Origin of the sequence: Microbacterium jejuense (assembly GCF_019511665.1) — a bacterium.
In the GTDB taxonomy this organism is placed as follows: Bacteria; Actinomycetota; Actinomycetes; order Actinomycetales; family Microbacteriaceae; genus Microbacterium; species Microbacterium jejuense_A.
The window spans coordinates 252,633-268,843 of the sequence record NZ_JAEUAW010000003.1 but is presented as its reverse complement, the minus strand read 5'-3'; the positions used below and the strand labels follow the sequence as shown (position 1 = coordinate 268,843).

General features: G+C 64.5%; 14 protein-coding genes. 6 read left to right on the top strand and 8 right to left on the bottom strand.

Features of this window, described 5'->3' with window-relative positions:
* The first annotated feature begins 11 nt into the window (after nt 1-11).
* The gene (gene manA, locus JNB62_RS05130) at nt 12-1,181 is read left to right on the top strand and encodes a mannose-6-phosphate isomerase, class I (protein WP_220299780.1); all 1,170 of its coding nucleotides are present in this window, start codon (nt 12-14) and stop codon (nt 1,179-1,181) included.
* A gap of 43 nt (nt 1,182-1,224) precedes the next feature.
* Nucleotides 1,225-1,956: a hypothetical protein gene (locus tag JNB62_RS05125; protein WP_220299779.1), complete on the top strand. Its 732-nt coding sequence runs from the start codon at nt 1,225-1,227 to the stop codon at nt 1,954-1,956.
* Nucleotides 1,957-2,035: 79 nt separating this feature from the next.
* Here the strand turns inward: JNB62_RS05125 and JNB62_RS05120 are convergent, their stop codons facing one another.
* On the bottom strand, nt 2,036-2,776 hold the full coding sequence (locus tag JNB62_RS05120; RefSeq protein WP_220299778.1) for an SDR family oxidoreductase: 741 nt from the start codon (nt 2,774-2,776) through the stop codon (nt 2,036-2,038).
* Between the two features lie 150 nt (nt 2,777-2,926).
* Nucleotides 2,927-3,694 (bottom strand): SDR family NAD(P)-dependent oxidoreductase, encoded by a 768-nt coding sequence (locus JNB62_RS05115; protein WP_220299777.1) that lies wholly within the window; start codon nt 3,692-3,694, stop codon nt 2,927-2,929.
* Nucleotides 3,695-4,043: 349 nt separating this feature from the next.
* Here JNB62_RS05115 and JNB62_RS05110 point away from each other — a divergent pair, with 349 nt between their 5' ends.
* The 4 genes from JNB62_RS05110 to JNB62_RS05095 all read left to right on the top strand — a co-directional run bounded on the left by JNB62_RS05110 (nt 4,044) and on the right by JNB62_RS05095 (nt 9,560).
* Nucleotides 4,044-5,621, top strand: coding sequence for an ABC transporter substrate-binding protein (locus tag JNB62_RS05110; protein WP_220299776.1), 1,578 nt, complete (start codon nt 4,044-4,046; stop codon nt 5,619-5,621).
* Nucleotides 5,622-5,747: 126 nt separating this feature from the next.
* A complete protein-coding gene (locus tag JNB62_RS05105) occupies nt 5,748-6,839 on the top strand; it encodes a CBASS cGAMP-activated phospholipase (RefSeq protein ID WP_220299775.1) in 1,092 nt (363 codons plus the stop codon).
* A complete protein-coding gene (locus tag JNB62_RS05100; protein WP_220299774.1) occupies nt 6,826-7,812 on the top strand; it encodes an SMODS domain-containing nucleotidyltransferase in 987 nt (328 codons plus the stop codon). The genes JNB62_RS05105 and JNB62_RS05100 overlap by 14 nt, the downstream gene beginning before the upstream one ends.
* Entirely contained in the window at nt 7,809-9,560 is a 1,752-nt protein-coding gene (locus JNB62_RS05095; protein ID WP_222855720.1) for a ThiF family adenylyltransferase, read from the top strand. Before JNB62_RS05100 ends, JNB62_RS05095 begins: the two co-directional genes overlap by 4 nt.
* Nucleotides 9,561-9,696: 136 nt before the next feature.
* On the opposite strand, the gene manA (JNB62_RS05090) is transcribed toward JNB62_RS05095, so the two are convergent.
* From manA (JNB62_RS05090) to JNB62_RS05065, 6 genes are all read right to left on the bottom strand, one after another.
* Nucleotides 9,697-10,860 carry a mannose-6-phosphate isomerase, class I gene (gene manA / locus JNB62_RS05090; protein WP_220299773.1) on the bottom strand — a complete coding sequence of 388 codons (1,164 nt, stop codon included), beginning with the start codon at nt 10,858-10,860 and terminating at the stop codon, nt 9,697-9,699.
* Nucleotides 10,861-10,879: 19 nt separating this feature from the next.
* Nucleotides 10,880-12,337, bottom strand: coding sequence for an aspartate ammonia-lyase (locus JNB62_RS05085; protein ID WP_220299772.1), 1,458 nt, complete (start codon nt 12,335-12,337; stop codon nt 10,880-10,882).
* A 58-nt stretch (nt 12,338-12,395) separates the two neighbouring features.
* A complete protein-coding gene (locus JNB62_RS05080; protein ID WP_220299771.1) occupies nt 12,396-13,733 on the bottom strand; it encodes an MmgE/PrpD family protein in 1,338 nt (445 codons plus the stop codon).
* 61 nt (nt 13,734-13,794) lie between these two features.
* The gene (locus JNB62_RS05075; protein ID WP_374450449.1) at nt 13,795-14,649 is read right to left on the bottom strand and encodes an HpcH/HpaI aldolase/citrate lyase family protein; all 855 of its coding nucleotides are present in this window, start codon (nt 14,647-14,649) and stop codon (nt 13,795-13,797) included.
* 50 nt (nt 14,650-14,699) lie between these two features.
* A complete protein-coding gene (locus tag JNB62_RS05070) occupies nt 14,700-15,638 on the bottom strand; it encodes an N-acetylglucosamine kinase (RefSeq protein WP_220299769.1) in 939 nt (312 codons plus the stop codon).
* 77 nt (nt 15,639-15,715) lie between these two features.
* Nucleotides 15,716-16,189, bottom strand: coding sequence for a Rid family hydrolase (locus JNB62_RS05065; protein ID WP_220299768.1), 474 nt, complete (start codon nt 16,187-16,189; stop codon nt 15,716-15,718).
* Nucleotides 16,190-16,211: the final 22 nt, after the last annotated feature.

Below are 16,211 nucleotides of genomic sequence, written 5' to 3'. Positions count from 1 at the left end.
GGCACCAGGTCGTGCTGACACGAATCTCCGCGGACTCGAAGAAGTACCGCTGGGGGTCGCCTACCGCGATCCCCGAACTTCTCGGCGCTCCCATCGATGGCGAACCTCATGCCGAGTTGTGGCTCGGCGCCCACCCAGATAGCATCACGCGTCTTGTCGACAGAACCGAGGCTCAACCGGAGACGCTCAACGAGTGGATCAGGGAGCAGGCGGGCACTGCGCTGGGTTCCGGCAGTCGACTGCCGTTCCTGTTGAAGCTGCTCGCTGCCGACCAACCGCTCTCTCTGCAAGCCCACCCGGCGCTGGAACGGGCCAGAGCGTCCTTCGCCGAGGAAGAGTCCCGTGGTGTTCCCCGCGATTCGCCGTCGCGCAACTACAAGGACCCCTGGCACAAGCCGGAACTGATCGTTGCGTTGCACGACGGCTTCGAGGGTCTGTGCGGCTTCCGTCCCGTCGACCAGACGGACGACTTCTTGAGTCGGCTGTCCGACGGTGAGGATCTCATCGCGCACCTCCGCACCCGGCTCAAAGGCGACGGACTTGAGGGCGCCGTCCGGTGGGTACTTACGGACCGCCCTGCGGGCCTGGTACCCGAATTGGTGAAGGCAGCCAGTTCCCGGGACGTCGGGAGATGGGACAACGAGGGTCGCCTGCTGCAGCGCCTCGATGCGCAGTACCCGGGGGATCCGGGAGTCGCGGTGGCCTCATTGCTCAATTTTGCGATCCTTCGTAAGGGCGAAGCGCTCTTCTTGCCCGCGGGAAACGTGCACGCCTACGTGAAGGGCCTCGGCGTGGAGGTGATGGCGTCGAGCGATAACGTGCTAAGGGGCGGATTGACGTCCAAGCATGTCGATGTCGACGAGTTCCTGGATGTAGTGCAGTTCAGCCCCTTACCCTCCCCGATCGTCCACGGTCGAAGAGATCCGTCCGGCTACGTCGACTACACCGTTCCCATCGATGATTTCCGGCTCATCCGCGTTGACGCGGACACAGTCACGACGATCGAGCTGAGTCGCGCCGCCATCGCGCTCGTCGTAGAGGGTCGGGCCACTCTCCGGCAAGGAGCCAGCTCGGTGGCGCTCACTCGAGGCCAATCTGTCTTCATCACCCCCTCCGAATCGACCGTTAGCGTGGGCTCAAGCGGAACTGTCTTCATCGCGACCGGCGAGGAGCCGAGCTGACACCTCGCCGCTTGTCGGGCTTGGTGAGGTCAAGCCGACGCTCATGACATCGATCGATCTGCTCGGAGGACCCATGGCCAGGCGCGAGCGCGACAGGCAGCGACGAGTCGGCACGCGCCGCGGACCTCGCGTCCAGGGAGAACAATCCAGCCCCTCCGGGGCGTCGGGTGTCGAACGCGCCGATGCAGCCACCGTCACGGAGCCACGCGCGGCGGGCACCGCTGGCACCGTGATCCGCAAGTGGTGGAAACCCGCCGCTGCGGCGGCGGGTGCTCTAGTTGTTGCAGCGGTCTCCGGTGTGGTTGGAAGCTTCCTCGGCGTAGCGAGTGAGCGAAACGAATGGCCTTACTCGCCCCCGGCAGAGCCGACCGCGCAGGAGCTGGCAGCCGAGCTCGACGGCCGATTCCCTTCATCCGAGTGCAAGGCGAACTACGCCACGGTGTTCTCCGCACCCATCGGTGACTCGGCGCAGCCGCCCATCGCCACAGTCGAACTCCGCAAAGGCACCGACTGTGCTGCCTCGTGGGTGTGGGTGTCAAGCTTCGTGGCGGACGTGGTCATCACGAAGACCCTCATCAGAAAAGAGCAGGGCGACCTTCCCGCGGCGACCGTCGAAGAGTCGGATCCCATCAACACCGTCAGTGGCCCGGGGCGCGAGTCTTTCACAGAGCAGCTGTACTCGCCGGCATGCGTATCGCTGGAGGTCTCCGTTTACGACGCCGCCGGTGACGCGCTAGGCGCGCTTCCACGAACCGAAGTCTGCGCTACCCCATAGCGCAGCCCAGGTGTGACTGCATCCTCGACGAACTCGGCATCAGCCGGGATCGTCGAGGACGCGGTCACACACAGTCAGGTCAGATGCTCTGGCTCGTGGGAAGGATCACGAGATCACGAATCGTCACGTGAGCCGGTCGCGTCAACATGTACAGGATCGCGTCCGCCACGTCCTCGGCTCGGATCCCGGTCCCCGCCTCGAGCCGTTCCGCGACTCGGTCGTCACCCTCCGGATACCCCCACAGGTCGGTCAGCACGATTCCCGGTGCGACCTCGGCGACGCGCACACCCGTACCGGCCAGCTGTCGGCGAAGGGCTTGAGCGAAGGCCCGCGCCGCGTGCTTCGATGCGCTGTACACAGGCTCGGATGCAAGCTCCTGGTGTCCCGCGATCGAGCTCGTAAGGAGAATGTCGCCGCTGTTCTGCTCGAGCAAGAGAGGAAGTGCGGTCCTGATAAGCGACACCGCAGCAGTGACGTTGACATCGACGGTGCGGCGGATGGAGTCCTCATCGGCCTCGGCGACCTTGCCCTGGAGAAAAAGACCTGCGTTGGCGAAGACGATGTCGATGCGGCCGTACTCGGCGATGGCGGCATCGACGATGCTGATGCTCGCCCCAACCGCCGTGACATCGACTGGAACCGTGATCGCCTGCCCGTTGAGCTCGTCGCGGAGCGTGTCCAGCCGGGTGGTGTCGCGCCCAACCAGGACGACGTTCGCTCCCGCATCAGCCAGCGCCCGGGCAGTGCTGCGCCCGATGCCGGAACTGGCGCCCGTGATGATGGCAACCTTGCCCTCGAGAACGTTCGCGTATGAAGCCATGATGATCTTGTTCCTTCGCTTTCTCCGGGCCACCCTCTGTGGGACCTGCTCGGCCGTGTGGTTATGAGTGCCGGTCTTTGGTTGCGCAACTGCGTTGGGGTACGCGACCCCGCCTGAGAGGCCCGTGGTCCAGCCCGCCTCAGGGCGAGGTCACCATAGGCGGTAGCCGCCGTCGAGAACGATGTCGGTGCCGGTGACGAAAGAGCTGGCATCCGAGAGCAGGTAGGCGACCGCGCCGGCGATGTCGCTCGGTTCGGCGATGCGCTTAAGGGGTGCTGCTGCCTTCCACGACTCCAAGCGACCGGGCATGCTGCGGCTCAACTCGGTCATGCGGGTCGCGGTGTAGCCGGGCGAGACCGAGTTGACGCGGATGCCTCGCCCGCCCCACTCGACGGCGAGGGATCGCGTGTAGTGCAGCACGGCCGCTTTCGACGCGTTGTACGGGGCCATGTACTGCGGGTGATTTACGATGTAGCCCGACATCGAAGCGATATTCACGATCGAACCGCTGGCCTGCGGGAGCATGGCTCGGCCGACGGCGCGGCAGCATCGGAACACTCCCGTGACGTTGATGTCGAACACTCGTGAGAAGTCTTCATCCGACATCTCCTCGGTAGGGATATTGATCCCGACGCCGGCTGAGTTCACCGACCAATCGAGCCGGCCAGCCTGTTTCACCACGGTGTCGACTGCTGCGTCGATGGATGATGTGTCGGACACGTCGGCAGGCAAGTAGGTCGCCCTGATCTCGTCAGCGGCTTGGCGTCCGGAGTCTTCGTTGCGGCCGGTGATGAACACGGTCGCTCCAAGTTGAGAGAGCAGATCCGCCGCGGCGTAACCGATCCCAGCCGTCCCTCCCACGACCAGGGCCACACGTCCAGTTCCGTCGAGCGGGTTCACGCGGCTGCGGGTGGTCATTCGTTGATCTCCTCCGAGGTAGGTGTGCCCTCTCCGCCCTGAGCAGGCGTTAGGGGGCATCGCTTCATACAAGTGCGGGCGAGTACGGCAGACGACTGGAAAGTCGCTGCTCGGCATTGTCACCGCGCTTCTCACGACCTCGTGACGCCCTCCTCGCCAACCAGTGTGCCAGACATAACAAGACCTTGCCGGACAAGTTCTGCCCCGCGATTCCAGGGGTTCACGCTATGGCGGGTTCGAGACTATACGCAAAGGCATTGATCTGTCTGCTTACACGGCATATCATCAGACAACTAGTGGCGCCGCCCGTCCCGGGCAGGCGTCCAAAACGCAGTGGAGGCAATGGCGCATGCACAATTTCCATCCTTTCTTCGGCACCCGGCGGTCGCGGAGCCGGACCGTCGCCGCAGCCGTTCTGGTCATCGGCGCTCTGTCGCTTGCCGCGTGCGGTTCGAGCGGCACTGCTACTCCCGACGAGGACGTGCCGCAGGTTCTGACCCTGGGCCTCTCGGGGGAACCTCAGCCCATGAAGGCAGCAATCAACCAGAACGCGTTGGGCTACCTGATGGACGCGTTGCTGCAGCAGGGGCTGCTGAGGTGGGGGGAAGGAGGTGAGATCGAGCCCGCTCTCGCAGAGTCGTTTGAACAGGTCGACAACGCCACATATACGTTCACGCTGCGCCCTGATCTCAAGTTCAGTGATGGAACCCCGCTGACCTCTGCGGATGTGAAGAGGACCTTCGAGTACCTCGCCGACCCCGCGAACGCGGCGTTCACCGTCGCTGGAATGTCGCGAATCTCTGAGATCACCACTGAGGGCGACTCGCAGCTCACCGTGAAGCTGAAGGAGAACGATCCTGACTTCCTCGGTTACGTCGCCAACCCGACGGCGTTCATCGTCAAGGAGGACGCGCTGAGCCCGAACGCCACGGTCACCGTTGGCGCGGGTCCGTTCGTCATCGAGGACCAGACTCAGGGGGTCGGGATGGATCTCGTGCCGAACGAGCACTTCTACGACCCTGAGAGCGTGACGCTGGATCGCATCGAGGCCGAGTACTACTTCGACGCGACTGCGCGCGTAAACGCCCTCATCAGCGGCGACGTTGACTTCATCGACTTCGTTCCGACCCAGGATTTCGAACGCCTCGAATCGACCCCCGGGGTCGTCGTCGCGGCAGAGCCGAGTCCTATGATCGGCCTCACTTTCAACACGACATCGGGTCCTTTCGCCAACCCCCTCGTTCGGACTGCGATCGCGTACGCGATCGATCGGGAACACGTCGCATCTGCCGCGGACGGAGGCAAGGCCGACCCGGTCTACGGTGTGATGCTCGGCGAAGACAGTGAATTCGCCAGCGACGAATCCGGGTCGCTCTACTCCTACGACCCGGAGAAGGCCAAAGAGCTGCTAGCCGAGGCCGGCTACCCGGACGGGTTCGACGCGACCATCCTGACCATGAGTCAGTACCTCTACCACCAGGACACCGCCGTGGCCGTCCAGAACGACCTCAAAGAGGTGGGTATCAATCTGACGCTCGACAGCGGCGACCAGCCCACCTGGGTGAGAAAGGCGATCGCGGGGGAGTACGAGGTGAAGACCACCGGTGTCGCCGGTCTCATTCCCCAGGCGTCCTACCTGGAGTCGCTGTACTTCGCGAACGCCGCTTACACAAGCTTCGGTTACGACAACCCCGAGCTTCGCGAGGCGCTGACAGAAGGACGCACCGCAGAGACGGACGAAGAGCGGGCCGAGGCCTACGACCGTGCCTTCGACATCGTCGCTGAGGATACCCCCCGCGTCGATCTCACGCAGCGGTACAACGGGTACGCCTTCAAGGACACAGTCCAGGGATTCGAGAACTGGCCCGGATTCCTTTCTCAGTACTCGCAGAACTGGGTGCCATACCTGAGCATCGCGAGCGAGTGACGTTGAGCACGCGTGGGGCGCTCTCCCTCTCTGCTACAGGGAGGCGGGAGCGCCCCGCGGCGGCGGGCGAGCTTCTCTCAGCGAACACCCCGGGTCAATGTCGGAGCGCGCGCGTAGCCTAATTACATGGCTGTGATTCCCACAAGTTCAGATTCTTCTCCCGGTGGTAGACCTCCGGGAGAATCTCTCACGGGATCCCACAGTCCGTCCCCAGCGCACACCGAGGCCAGCGACCGGTTTCAGATCCTCGCGCTCGACGGCGGGGGCGCGAAGGCGCTGTTCACCGCGCACGTGCTCGCCCGTCTCGAGGAAGATCTCGGCGTTCGAATCCAGGACTGCTTCGACTTGGTCGCCGGCACCTCGGCCGGCGGCATCGTCGCTCTCGCCCTCGGTGCAGGTCTTCGTCCGGCCGAGATCGTCGAGCATTATCAGCAGCTCATCGCCACCGTTTTCCCGGCCTCGCGTCGAACTTGGCGCAGCCGGCTCGCGCAACTGAATTCACCCATCTACGATGCAGACGTCCTGCGGACCGCGCTGCAGGACGTCCTGGGCGCAGAGCTGCTCGGGCAGAGCACCATGCGGCTGGTGATCCCGTCGTGGGATGTGCAGGCCCGTGGCGTCCATATCTTCAAGACGCCTCACCACGCCAGGCTCCGAAGAGACTGGCGCATTCCCATGGTCGACGTCGCGTTGGCGACCTCCGCCGCCCCGCTGTACTTCCCGGCGGCCGCCGTCGACGGGCACCGCCTCATCGATGGCGGAGTGTGGGCGAATAATCCGTCCGTCGTGGCCATCGCCGAAGCGCTCAGCATGCTGGATGTGCCGCTGTCGGCCATCCGGGTGCTGAACATCGGAACGATCGACCAACTCTCGTACCACCCCCGGCGCCGCGATCGCGGAGGCCTGCTGCAGTGGATGAAGCCGATCGCGCCGCTGATCCTCGACGCCGGCAGCCGCGGAGGGCAAGGCCTGGCGGAACACCTCGTCGGCAAGGACAACTTCATCCGTTTCGATGCGCTCGTGCCCGGAGGACTGTACTCACTGGACGCGGCGGACCCAGCGGATGTCGCCGGTCTCGCCGCAGCCGTCAGCCGAAACTTGAGCCCCCTCTTCACAGAACGATTTGGCGGCCATTCCGCTGAACCCTACCTTCCGCTGTACGGCCCAGACGCCGACAGCGCTTCATCACCCACGGAGGCCTCCGATGCAACTCGCTGATCATTTCGCCGTCCTGCTCAAGGACACCGTCAACCTGAGTCAGGGCAAGCTCGACCTGCTCGACTCCCGAGTGAACAGTGTCTACAAGGCGCTGAAGGCCGACGACGAAATCGGCGACATCATCCTCGGCAAGACCCCGCAAGGATCATGGGCGCATAAGACGATCATCAACCCGGTCGGCGACAACGAGTTCGACGCCGACTTCATGCTCGACATGGAGGAAGTGCCGGGGTGGGAGCCGAAGACCTACATCGAGCAGGTCTACGCCGCGCTGCACCGGCACACCATCTACAACGACATGCCTCACTCCCGCAAGTGCCGGTGCGTTCGCCTGGTCTACGCGAACTCCATGCACCTGGACATCGTCCCCCACCTGCACCTCGCGGACGGCCGGGAGGTCATCGTCAATCGCGACGAGAACCAATGGGAGACCACCAATCCCGACGGTTTCACAGAGTGGATGCGCAGCAAGGACTCGATCGCGCGCGGCAACCTGCGCCGTGTAATCCGACTGATGAAGTACCTGCGCGACCACAAGAATTCCTTCGTCGGTACCCGCTCCATCCTGCTGACCACTCTGCTGGGCCAGCAGGTCACGACCTTGAAGACCTTCGCTGACCCCGACTACTACAGCAACGTCCCCACGACGCTGCTGCACGTCGTGTCCGATCTCGACGCCTACCTGCAGGCCCACCCGACCAAACCGTCAATCCCCGACCCCTCCGGCTCGGGTGTCACCTTCGATCACCGGTGGACACAGAACACCTACAGCTACTTCCGCGACCGTATCCACGCGCACGCAGCGGAGATCGCGGAGGCCTACGACGAGACCGATAAGGACCGCAGCGTTCAACTGTGGCAGGGCATCTTCGGTGACGGGTTCGCCGCACCCGTGGAGAAGTCGAGCGGCAAGTTTCCGACCGAAGCCGCACCTGCGGTTACCACGGTGGGACGTTCCGGTCGGGCAGGATGAGCCGTCGCCGGACACGGCCAGAACTGACCGGCTGGCAGAAGCAACTCGTCGCTGAACTGCGGGCGCTGGCCACCAACCGACCCGACGAGATCCGCGTCCTGAGCTCGCCCACCCTGCAAACCGACGGCACCGCGCTCATTCGCGTGAGTCTGCGCACCGCCGAGCTGCCGCACGAGCCGGGCGGGCTCGAACTGAAGGACGACGAAGAGTTTCTCCTCCGCCTCCGGTCAGTACCGCTGCAGCCGCCCTCCGTAGAGGTGGACCACACCCGCTTCCTCGGCTTTCCGCACGTCTTGCAAGGTCAGCGTCTCTGCGTGTACCTGGACCCGTCCCGTGAGTGGCGACCTACCGACGGCATGAGCGGCTTCCTCCGCAGGGTATGGGACTGGCTTGCCGACGCCGCGGCGGGCAAGTTCGACGCTGCCACGGCGATGTACCACGCGGTGGGAGGCGTGCTGCATCAAGCAGAAGACACTCCCACCATCGTCGTCCGGGAGACCCTGCCGGCAAGAGCATTTCAGGCCGCGCGGCTCGTGGAGCGAACCCCGCAGAGGCTCGACCTGACTTACCAGTCCGCGGGCGAGGGGCACCGCACACCCGTTGTCGCGCTGCGCAGCGAACTGCCATTCGGTGCCGCATCCACACTCGCGCTGTTCTTGACCCTGCTGGACGACCCATACCTTGATGCGGCCGACGGGCGACCATCCCGCGTCTCCCCGCAGAGCCCGGCGTTTCTCACCGCGTTACTGGCGGCCGCAGCACGCAACCCGAAGGGCACGCCGCAGTACTTCGTTGTCGCCGTCCCGCACCCCGCGGGAGGCCCCCACCACCTGCTGGGCGGACGTCTGCCGGCCGATACCGCCGATGTTCTGCGCCAACTCGCCGCAACCCGCGGGGTGGATGTCACCATCGACCCCGCCACGATCAACACCGACATCGCGATCGAATGGTGCACAATCTCTGACGAACGGTCCGAAGTCACCACCCGTCGTGACGACGACCGCCCAGTCAGCGGCTTCCGCGGTAAGACCGTCCTGATCCTGGGCTGCGGCGGTCTTGGATCGTGGGTCGCCGAGTTCGTCGCGCGAGCGGGAGCCGCCGAGATCGCAATCTGCGACCCCGGAAACATTACCGGCGGACTGCTCGTACGACAGAACTATGGTGAGACCGATATCGGCCGACCCAAGGCGCAAGCGCTAGCTACCCGGCTCCGACAGATCCGCGATGAGCTAATCGTCACCCCATCGGAAGGTCTCATCCCAGACGACCTGAGTACATTCCTCGCCGCGGACCTCATCGTCGATGCAACCGTGAGCCTGGCGATCACGGCTGCACTAGACGTGCTCTCGGACACGCCCGGACGTAGAGCGAAGTTCGCGCAGGTCGCCACTGATGCTGCATCCGGCATGCTCGGCCTGCTCCACCTGACGACGCCCGGGGATGGGGTCACGCTCTCCCGCCTGGACGAACTGGCTGGTCAGTCTGTTCTCGCGGACGCTCAGCTCGAGGCATTCCATCCGCTATGGCAGAACAGTCACGGCGGTGATGAACTCGTCCCAACTCGCGGCTGTTCGGTCCCGACATTCCACGGATCAGCAGCCGACCTGGCTGCGGTGGCCGCTAACCTGGTGAACCTGATCGGACTGCACCTCGCCGCCGACGACGTCGACGTCCCGGGCACACACCTCGTCGCCACTCCATACGCGTCGCGAGGAGCACCACATCGATTCTTGCCGGCGAGCGGATAGGCGCCAGCGCCGGCACGACTTTCAGCATGGGCAGCACACATCAGGTTTATGGCGCTCCGGCCCACTGGGCTTACAGCGACAAGCTCACTGAGCCGCACTCCCTCGCCGACCGGCAAATGGTTGCTCTTCATTGCGATCAGCGAGAACGAATAGGATCGACGATTCGTCCTGGGCCGGCGATGAAGACGTCCCCCTCGCCAGTGATCATCACCGAGCGTTCATCGGGAGAGACGAAGAGCGCAGCCCCAGGTGTCATTCCCGCCGACTGTTGGCTGCTGGTTCCGGTGACGAGCACGGTTCCCTGAATCGCCAGCAAGATGCTCGGTCCGACGATGGTCACCGTGGTGGATCCTTTAGTGGTCACTCGACGTAGGGCGAAGTCATCGATTGGGACGTCGTACTGGACGGTGTTCCCGGCCACCTGCCTGGGGTGTACAAGCCAAGGTCGGGTAGTGGCGACCTCTAGCACCTTGAGAAGTTCTGCGACGTCGATGTGTTTGGGGGTAAGCCCACCACGGAGCACGTTGTCGCTGGACGCCATCACCTCGACGCCGAGGCCGTCCAGGTATGCATGGAGGACGCCGGCGGGCACGAAGAGTCCTTCGCCACGTTGGAGCGTGACGAGGTTCATGAGTAGTGCTACGACTATCCCGGCATCTCCGGGATACGTCGCGTTGAGGGCGCGGGCTAGCTCGAGCTCTTCGAAGAACTCGCTCGAGCTAGCCTTGGTCGCTTCCGCGATGATCGCGCGAACTTCGGTCGCCGATCCTGGGTTGAGCGTCCAGCCGATGGCCGACCGGACGGAGTCAGGGGTCTCGTAGAGGTGGCGGCGTAGGGGGATCGTAGCTGGGCCGAGGCAGTCGAGTAGGCGGCGTGTGACGGCAAGATCGCGGACACCGACAAGGGCGCGGAAGTGGTCGCTCACGGCCACGATCAACTCCGGCTTGTGGTTAGTGTCCCGGTAGGTCCGCTCAGGGGCGTCGCGGGGGATGCCGGCTGCTTCCTCGCGTGCGAAACCGAACTGAGCTTGTGCTCTTGAAGGGTGCGCCTGAATCGAGAGGGGCGAACCAGCAGCGAGCAACTTGAGAAGGTAGGGCAACGGTGTGAGGTCTGCCGCTTCGGCGGTGAGAACCTCTTTCAGAGACTTAGATCCTGGAGTGTCGGCGGGATCGGCCGGGTGGTCTCCAAACCAAATTTCCGCCTCGGGTTGCCCCGAACTGCGGCGACCTTGCAGCTGAGGGATGAATGTCGTCGACCCCCAGGAGTAGTTCCGTGGAGTGTTGGTAAGGGGGATCAGCACTGGTGCTCGCCTCCGAGTTCTATGCGTGACCGGGATGGGCGTTCCCATCGACGATGGGTAGGGCCGCCGTCACCGGTTGGAGACCAGACAAGCGCGAGGGTGACACCAGTTTTGTGACTTGCTCGCGACTCATCAGCCCTGCCTCCTCCACGAGTTCGATGATGCTTCGCCCCGTGACGAGCGCGGCTTTTGCGAGTGCGGATGCTGCGGAGTACCCGATGTAGGGAGTGAGTGCCGTGACTACTCCTACCGACGAAGCGACCATCAGCTGCAGTCGGTCCACGTTGGCGGTGATGCCAAGGACGCAGTTCTCTCGGAGCGTGCGGCAGGCGCCGGTCAGCCAGGCGAGGCTCTGCAGGAGGGAGTGAGCGATGACAGGTTCGAAGGCGTTGAGTTGTAGCTGGCCCGCTTCGGCGGCCATGGTCACCGTGGTGTCGGAGCCGGCGACGGAGAATGCGACTTGATTGACGACCTCGGGGATGACTGGGTTGACCTTCCCGGGCATGATGCTCGATCCGGCTTGCCGGGCGGGAAGGTGGATCTCCCCGAACCCGGCTTGCGGTCCGCTGGAGAGCAGTCGGAGGTCGTTGCAGATCTTGCTGAGCTTGATCGCAGCGCGTTTGAGAGCGCCGGAGAGGCTCATGAACACGCCGACGTCGCTGGTGGCTTCAACGAGATCGATGGCGGTGACGTGCTCGAATCCGGTGAGATCTCGCAGGTGCCTGCAGACGGTGGCGGCGTAACGGGAGTCGGCTGTGATCCCGGTGCCGATGGCGGTGGCGCCGAGGTTGATTTCCCACAGCAGCGGAAGGATGTCGCGTAGCCGCTGCGCGTCCTCGCCGAGGGTGGTGGAGAACCCGCGGAACTCTTGCCCCAGGGTCATGGGTACGGCGTCTTGCAGCTGCGTGCGTCCGACCTTGAGCACGTCGATGAACTCTTCACCCTTGTCCGCGAATGCGGAGCGGAGCAACTCGTGTTCGGTGAGGAGCCGCTCGATCGAGAAGCAAAGGGCTAGTTTCACGGCGGTCGGGTAGGTGTCGTTGGTGCTCTGGCTGCGGTTGACGTCGTCGAGAGGGTGGAGGACGTCGTAGGAGCCCTTTGCATGCCCCAGCTGCTCGAGGGCGATGTTGGCGATGACCTCGTTGGTGTTCATGTTCGTAGATGTGCCGGCGCCACCCTGGATGACGTCGACGACGAACTGGTCGTGGAATTCTCCGGTGCGCACGCGCTGGCACGCCTCGTCGATCCAGGCGGCTTTGGTCGGATCGAGGACACCGATGTCACGATTCGCGCGCGCGGCGGCTTGTTTCACGATCGCGAGCGCATCGACAAGGTCGGGATGGATGGAGATCGGTCGGTGCGAGATGGGGAAGTTCTCGATCGCTCGGGCGGTATGGATTCCCCAGTAGGCGCTGTCGGGAATTGAGGTATCGCCGAGGCTGTCGCGTTCGACGCGCTGCTTGGGAGGGTGAGGCATACGGGTTCCTAGTGAGCCGAGAGGTCGGCGTTCTGCGGCGTCGGTCGCGGGTGCTCGCTCATGATCGGAAGAGGGCGGCGACGTCCTCGACGTTCTCGAGTTCTCGGAGCCCGTTGAGCAGGGATTCGGCGCGGTTCTCGCCGATGACCGGTGCCGCCAACGACCGGTACTTCTGCACCACTTGCTCGTCGGTGAGCGGATCGCGAACGTTGCCTTTTGCGAAGTCTCGGCTGAGATGGATGGAGCGCCCGTCTCGAAGCTCGATGTCGATCTTGACGGGCGCGTCACTGGTGAATTCGCGTCGGGCGAGCTCCTCATCCACCCGCGGCCTCACCTTCTCCATGAGCGGTCGGATCTGATCGTTGTTCAGGAAGCTGTCGTCGTTGAAGATCTCGAGGTCTGCTCGTCGGAATGTGAGTGCCGCGGCGACTGCGTACTCCATCGAGAACTTGGTCTCCGCCGCCCGGGTTGGCGAGTGGTAGATCAGTTCCTTGAACGACCAGGGAGATTGGCCGACGTGAACCGCGGTGATGTCTTCTGCGTTCAGGGCTGCGACGGCCTCGGATTCGAGGAGCGCGTCCAGGGCCGGCCCCATGCTGGAGCAGCAGGCATAGCGCTTGAAGTTGAACCCGGGCTCCAGGATGCTCCACGTGGCGCTCGACGGGTAGGAGATCGTGTTGGGCTCCAGCCCGCCGAAGAGCTGGAAGAACCCGTCGACACCTTCCAGAATGCTTGCGGACGGTTGCAGGCCGGCCCCGGCGAGTTCGGCGCACCAGATTCCGGTGCGTGCGGCCATGCCGCAGTGGTAGGCCTTCACGGGGGATCCGAAGTTGCCGCGCAGGCCGCTTGCTTCCGAGGCAGCTATTCCGAGTGCGGCGGCGACTTCCGGTGTGCTGCGGCCGGCTGAGAGGGCAGCGGCGACGCTGGCGCCGAGTACTCCGAACACACCGGTGGTGTGCCATCCCTGATCGCTGGTGAAAGGGAGGCAGGTCCGGCCGATCCGGTACATGATCTCGCCGGCGAGGAGATAGGAGCGGAGGACCTCGGCCCCGGACCCGTGTCGGGCTTCGGCGACCGCGAATGCCGCAGGCGCGACAGGTGCGGTGGGGTGGTTGATGATCGAGAAGTCGTCGTAGTCGAAGATGTGCGCGGCGAAACCGTTGTGCAGCGCGGCGTAGTCCGGCTGTGCGCCCACCTGCGTACCGAGCACCGTCGCGAGACCGGGGTTACCGCTTGCGAGGCGTGCGGTGCCCTGAACGTCGGGATGTTGGCTGCCGGCGATCGTCACGCCGAAGTAGTCGATGAGGGCGCGCTTGGCTGTTGCGATCGCAGCGACCGGAATGTCGTCGAACTTCCAGGTGGTGAGATCGTCGCAAATGTCGTTCAGATAGGTCATGGTGCTCTTCTTCGGCTGGCGTTCCGGTGCGGTGAACTCGATGTGCTTCTGGACTTGACGACTAGTTGATCCCGAGGGCGCGGGCGCGCTGGTCGATTTTCTCCGCGCGCCCCAGGCGCGGCAGATCTGAGCCGTCGCGGATGAGCCGGCCGCGTGCGTTGAAGTCGGCTAGGAACTCGCGTGCCCAGGTCACATCGGCTGGGGCGGGTGACATGGCCTCGTTGATGACGGGTAGGTGCTCGTCGCGGAGGCAGAGCTTGCCCGTGAGGCCGAGACTGACCGCCAATTCGGACTGCTCGTGTACGGCTGAGGGGTCTGAGGTGACCGTTGGACCGTCGATGGGACCGGGAAGATCTCCAATCCGTGACGCGACCACGAGTCGGGATCGGGGATACAGCATCGCCATCGCTTCCGCGCTGGTACCCGTGTCGCGACGGTAGTCGCCGCTGCCGAATGCGAGACGGAAGACACCGCGCGCTCGCGCGATCGCCGTCGCTTCCTCGATGCCGAGCGCCGATTCGATGAGTGCAATGACAGGTGTGGACCCGCCGAGCCTGTCGAACGTCGCGGTGACCTCTGTTGGAGATTCGGTCTTGGCGAGCATGACGCCGAGCAGGCCCGGCACGTTTCTCAGCCGATCGACGTCGTCGTTCCAGTGTTCGGTGGTGCGGTCGTTGATACGCACCCAGGCGCTCCCGCCGCGCGAGAGCCAGCCCGCCACGTGTGAGCGGGCAGCCGGTTTCAGGCTGGGGTCGACGGCGTCTTCGATGTCGAGGACGATCTGGTCGGCCAACGATAGGTGTGCGCTGTCGAAGTCGTCGGCATTCAGTGCCGATACCAGAAGCCATGATCGGGCGACATCGGCAGTGATTCGTTTAGCCGGCGCAAGACCCGTCGTCGGCTCGCTCAATGGGATCACTGGTCCTTGTCCGGTCGTGGAATTTTCTTGCCGTTGCACCAGTGACCTCACGCGAGCTCGATACGCATCACGCGGGTCTGCAGCGCAGAGTTGGTGTCGAGCGTGAGCATGGCTGTGGCGCCGTCGAGCCCGTCCCCACGAGGGTGGAGGTGCTGGAACGCCGATCGGTAGTTCCGTAGCGCTGTCAGGAATGCACGTGTAATGGCTTCGGAACGGAAGACTCCGCCGATCGTGCAGACCGCGATCTCGGTGGTAGCGGCGATCGCTACTCGCTCCATTCCGGCGTGGACGGAGCAGGCGAGTTCCGCAGCGCCACGCTTGCAGATCTCCGACGCGACTGCGTCGCCTTCCGCGTCGGCTCCAGTGACCCAACGCGCGAACGAGGCGACGCGTCGGACCCGGCGAGGATCGGTCTGCAATACGATGTACGCCGTCTCGACGTCACCGAACTCGGCTTCCAGCCGCTGCAGGAGGGTGGTCGCCGGGCCGCGCCCGTCGTAGGCGCGCATCGCGGCGTCGAGCGCTTCTCGGCCGAACCAATAGGCGCTTCCCGCGTCGCCAATGATGTTGCCCCATCCGTCGACTCGGGCTACATCCCTGGCGCCCACTGCCAGCGTGACCACGCCAGTTCCCGCGGCCACTACGGCGCCCTGTTCGGCACCAAGCGCGCCCAGGTAAGAGGTGACGGAATCGTGAGCGACCGCCAGCTGGCGGATGCCGAGGAGCCCCAGCACGTCGAGCCCGCTGAGGTCTTCTCGGCCGGTGAGCCCCGTGGTGCCGATGGCGACGGTGTCGACTGTGCCGACCTCGGCCACGAGCGTGCTCACCGCACCGGCGAGTTGCTCGCCCAGAGGAAGGTCGGTCCGGATACCGGTATGCGCGGAGGAATCGACCTCGAAGGAACGACCGCCAGACTCCTGATGCCCCGTCTCGATAACGCGAGCTCTCAGTCCGCTCTGCCCGGCGTCGATGGCTAGGTTTCGCATGAAGCTGTCGCCCTTCCGGCTCCGTGAGGAGCCGCACCGTGAGTGGGCGGGCAGAGGTCTACCCGCCCACTCACGGGTCAGATGGTGATGGTCTCCGTTTCGGCCTTGCTGATGCCGCGGTAGGCGGTGACCTCGATCTCGACGATGTACTCCTTGCCACCCAGGGGGCTACAGATCACCGTGTTCGTGGAGGAGGCGTTGCGGAATCGCTCGCCGACGATGCGCATGACCTCTGCAGCATGATCGGGGTTCGGGATGGTGACCACGCGACGTACGACGTCGTCGATCGACGAGCCGACCGCCTCGAGCGAGCGGGCGATGTTGTCGAGCGCCTGGTTGGTCTGGCCCTCGACGGTGTCCGACATCTCCTGCTTGTCGTAGTCGCGGCCGGAGGTGTTCGACACGAACACCCAGTCATCGATGGTGAGGGCGCGAACGAAGCTTTCGCTCACCTCGTACCGGCTTGCGGTGCGGACGATCTGGCGACCCATGGTGGTTCTCCTTGTTTTGTGGGTGGGCAGGGCTGGTGGGGAGCCGAGCTCGTGGAGCACCGGCTGGATGGGTGTCGAGTCG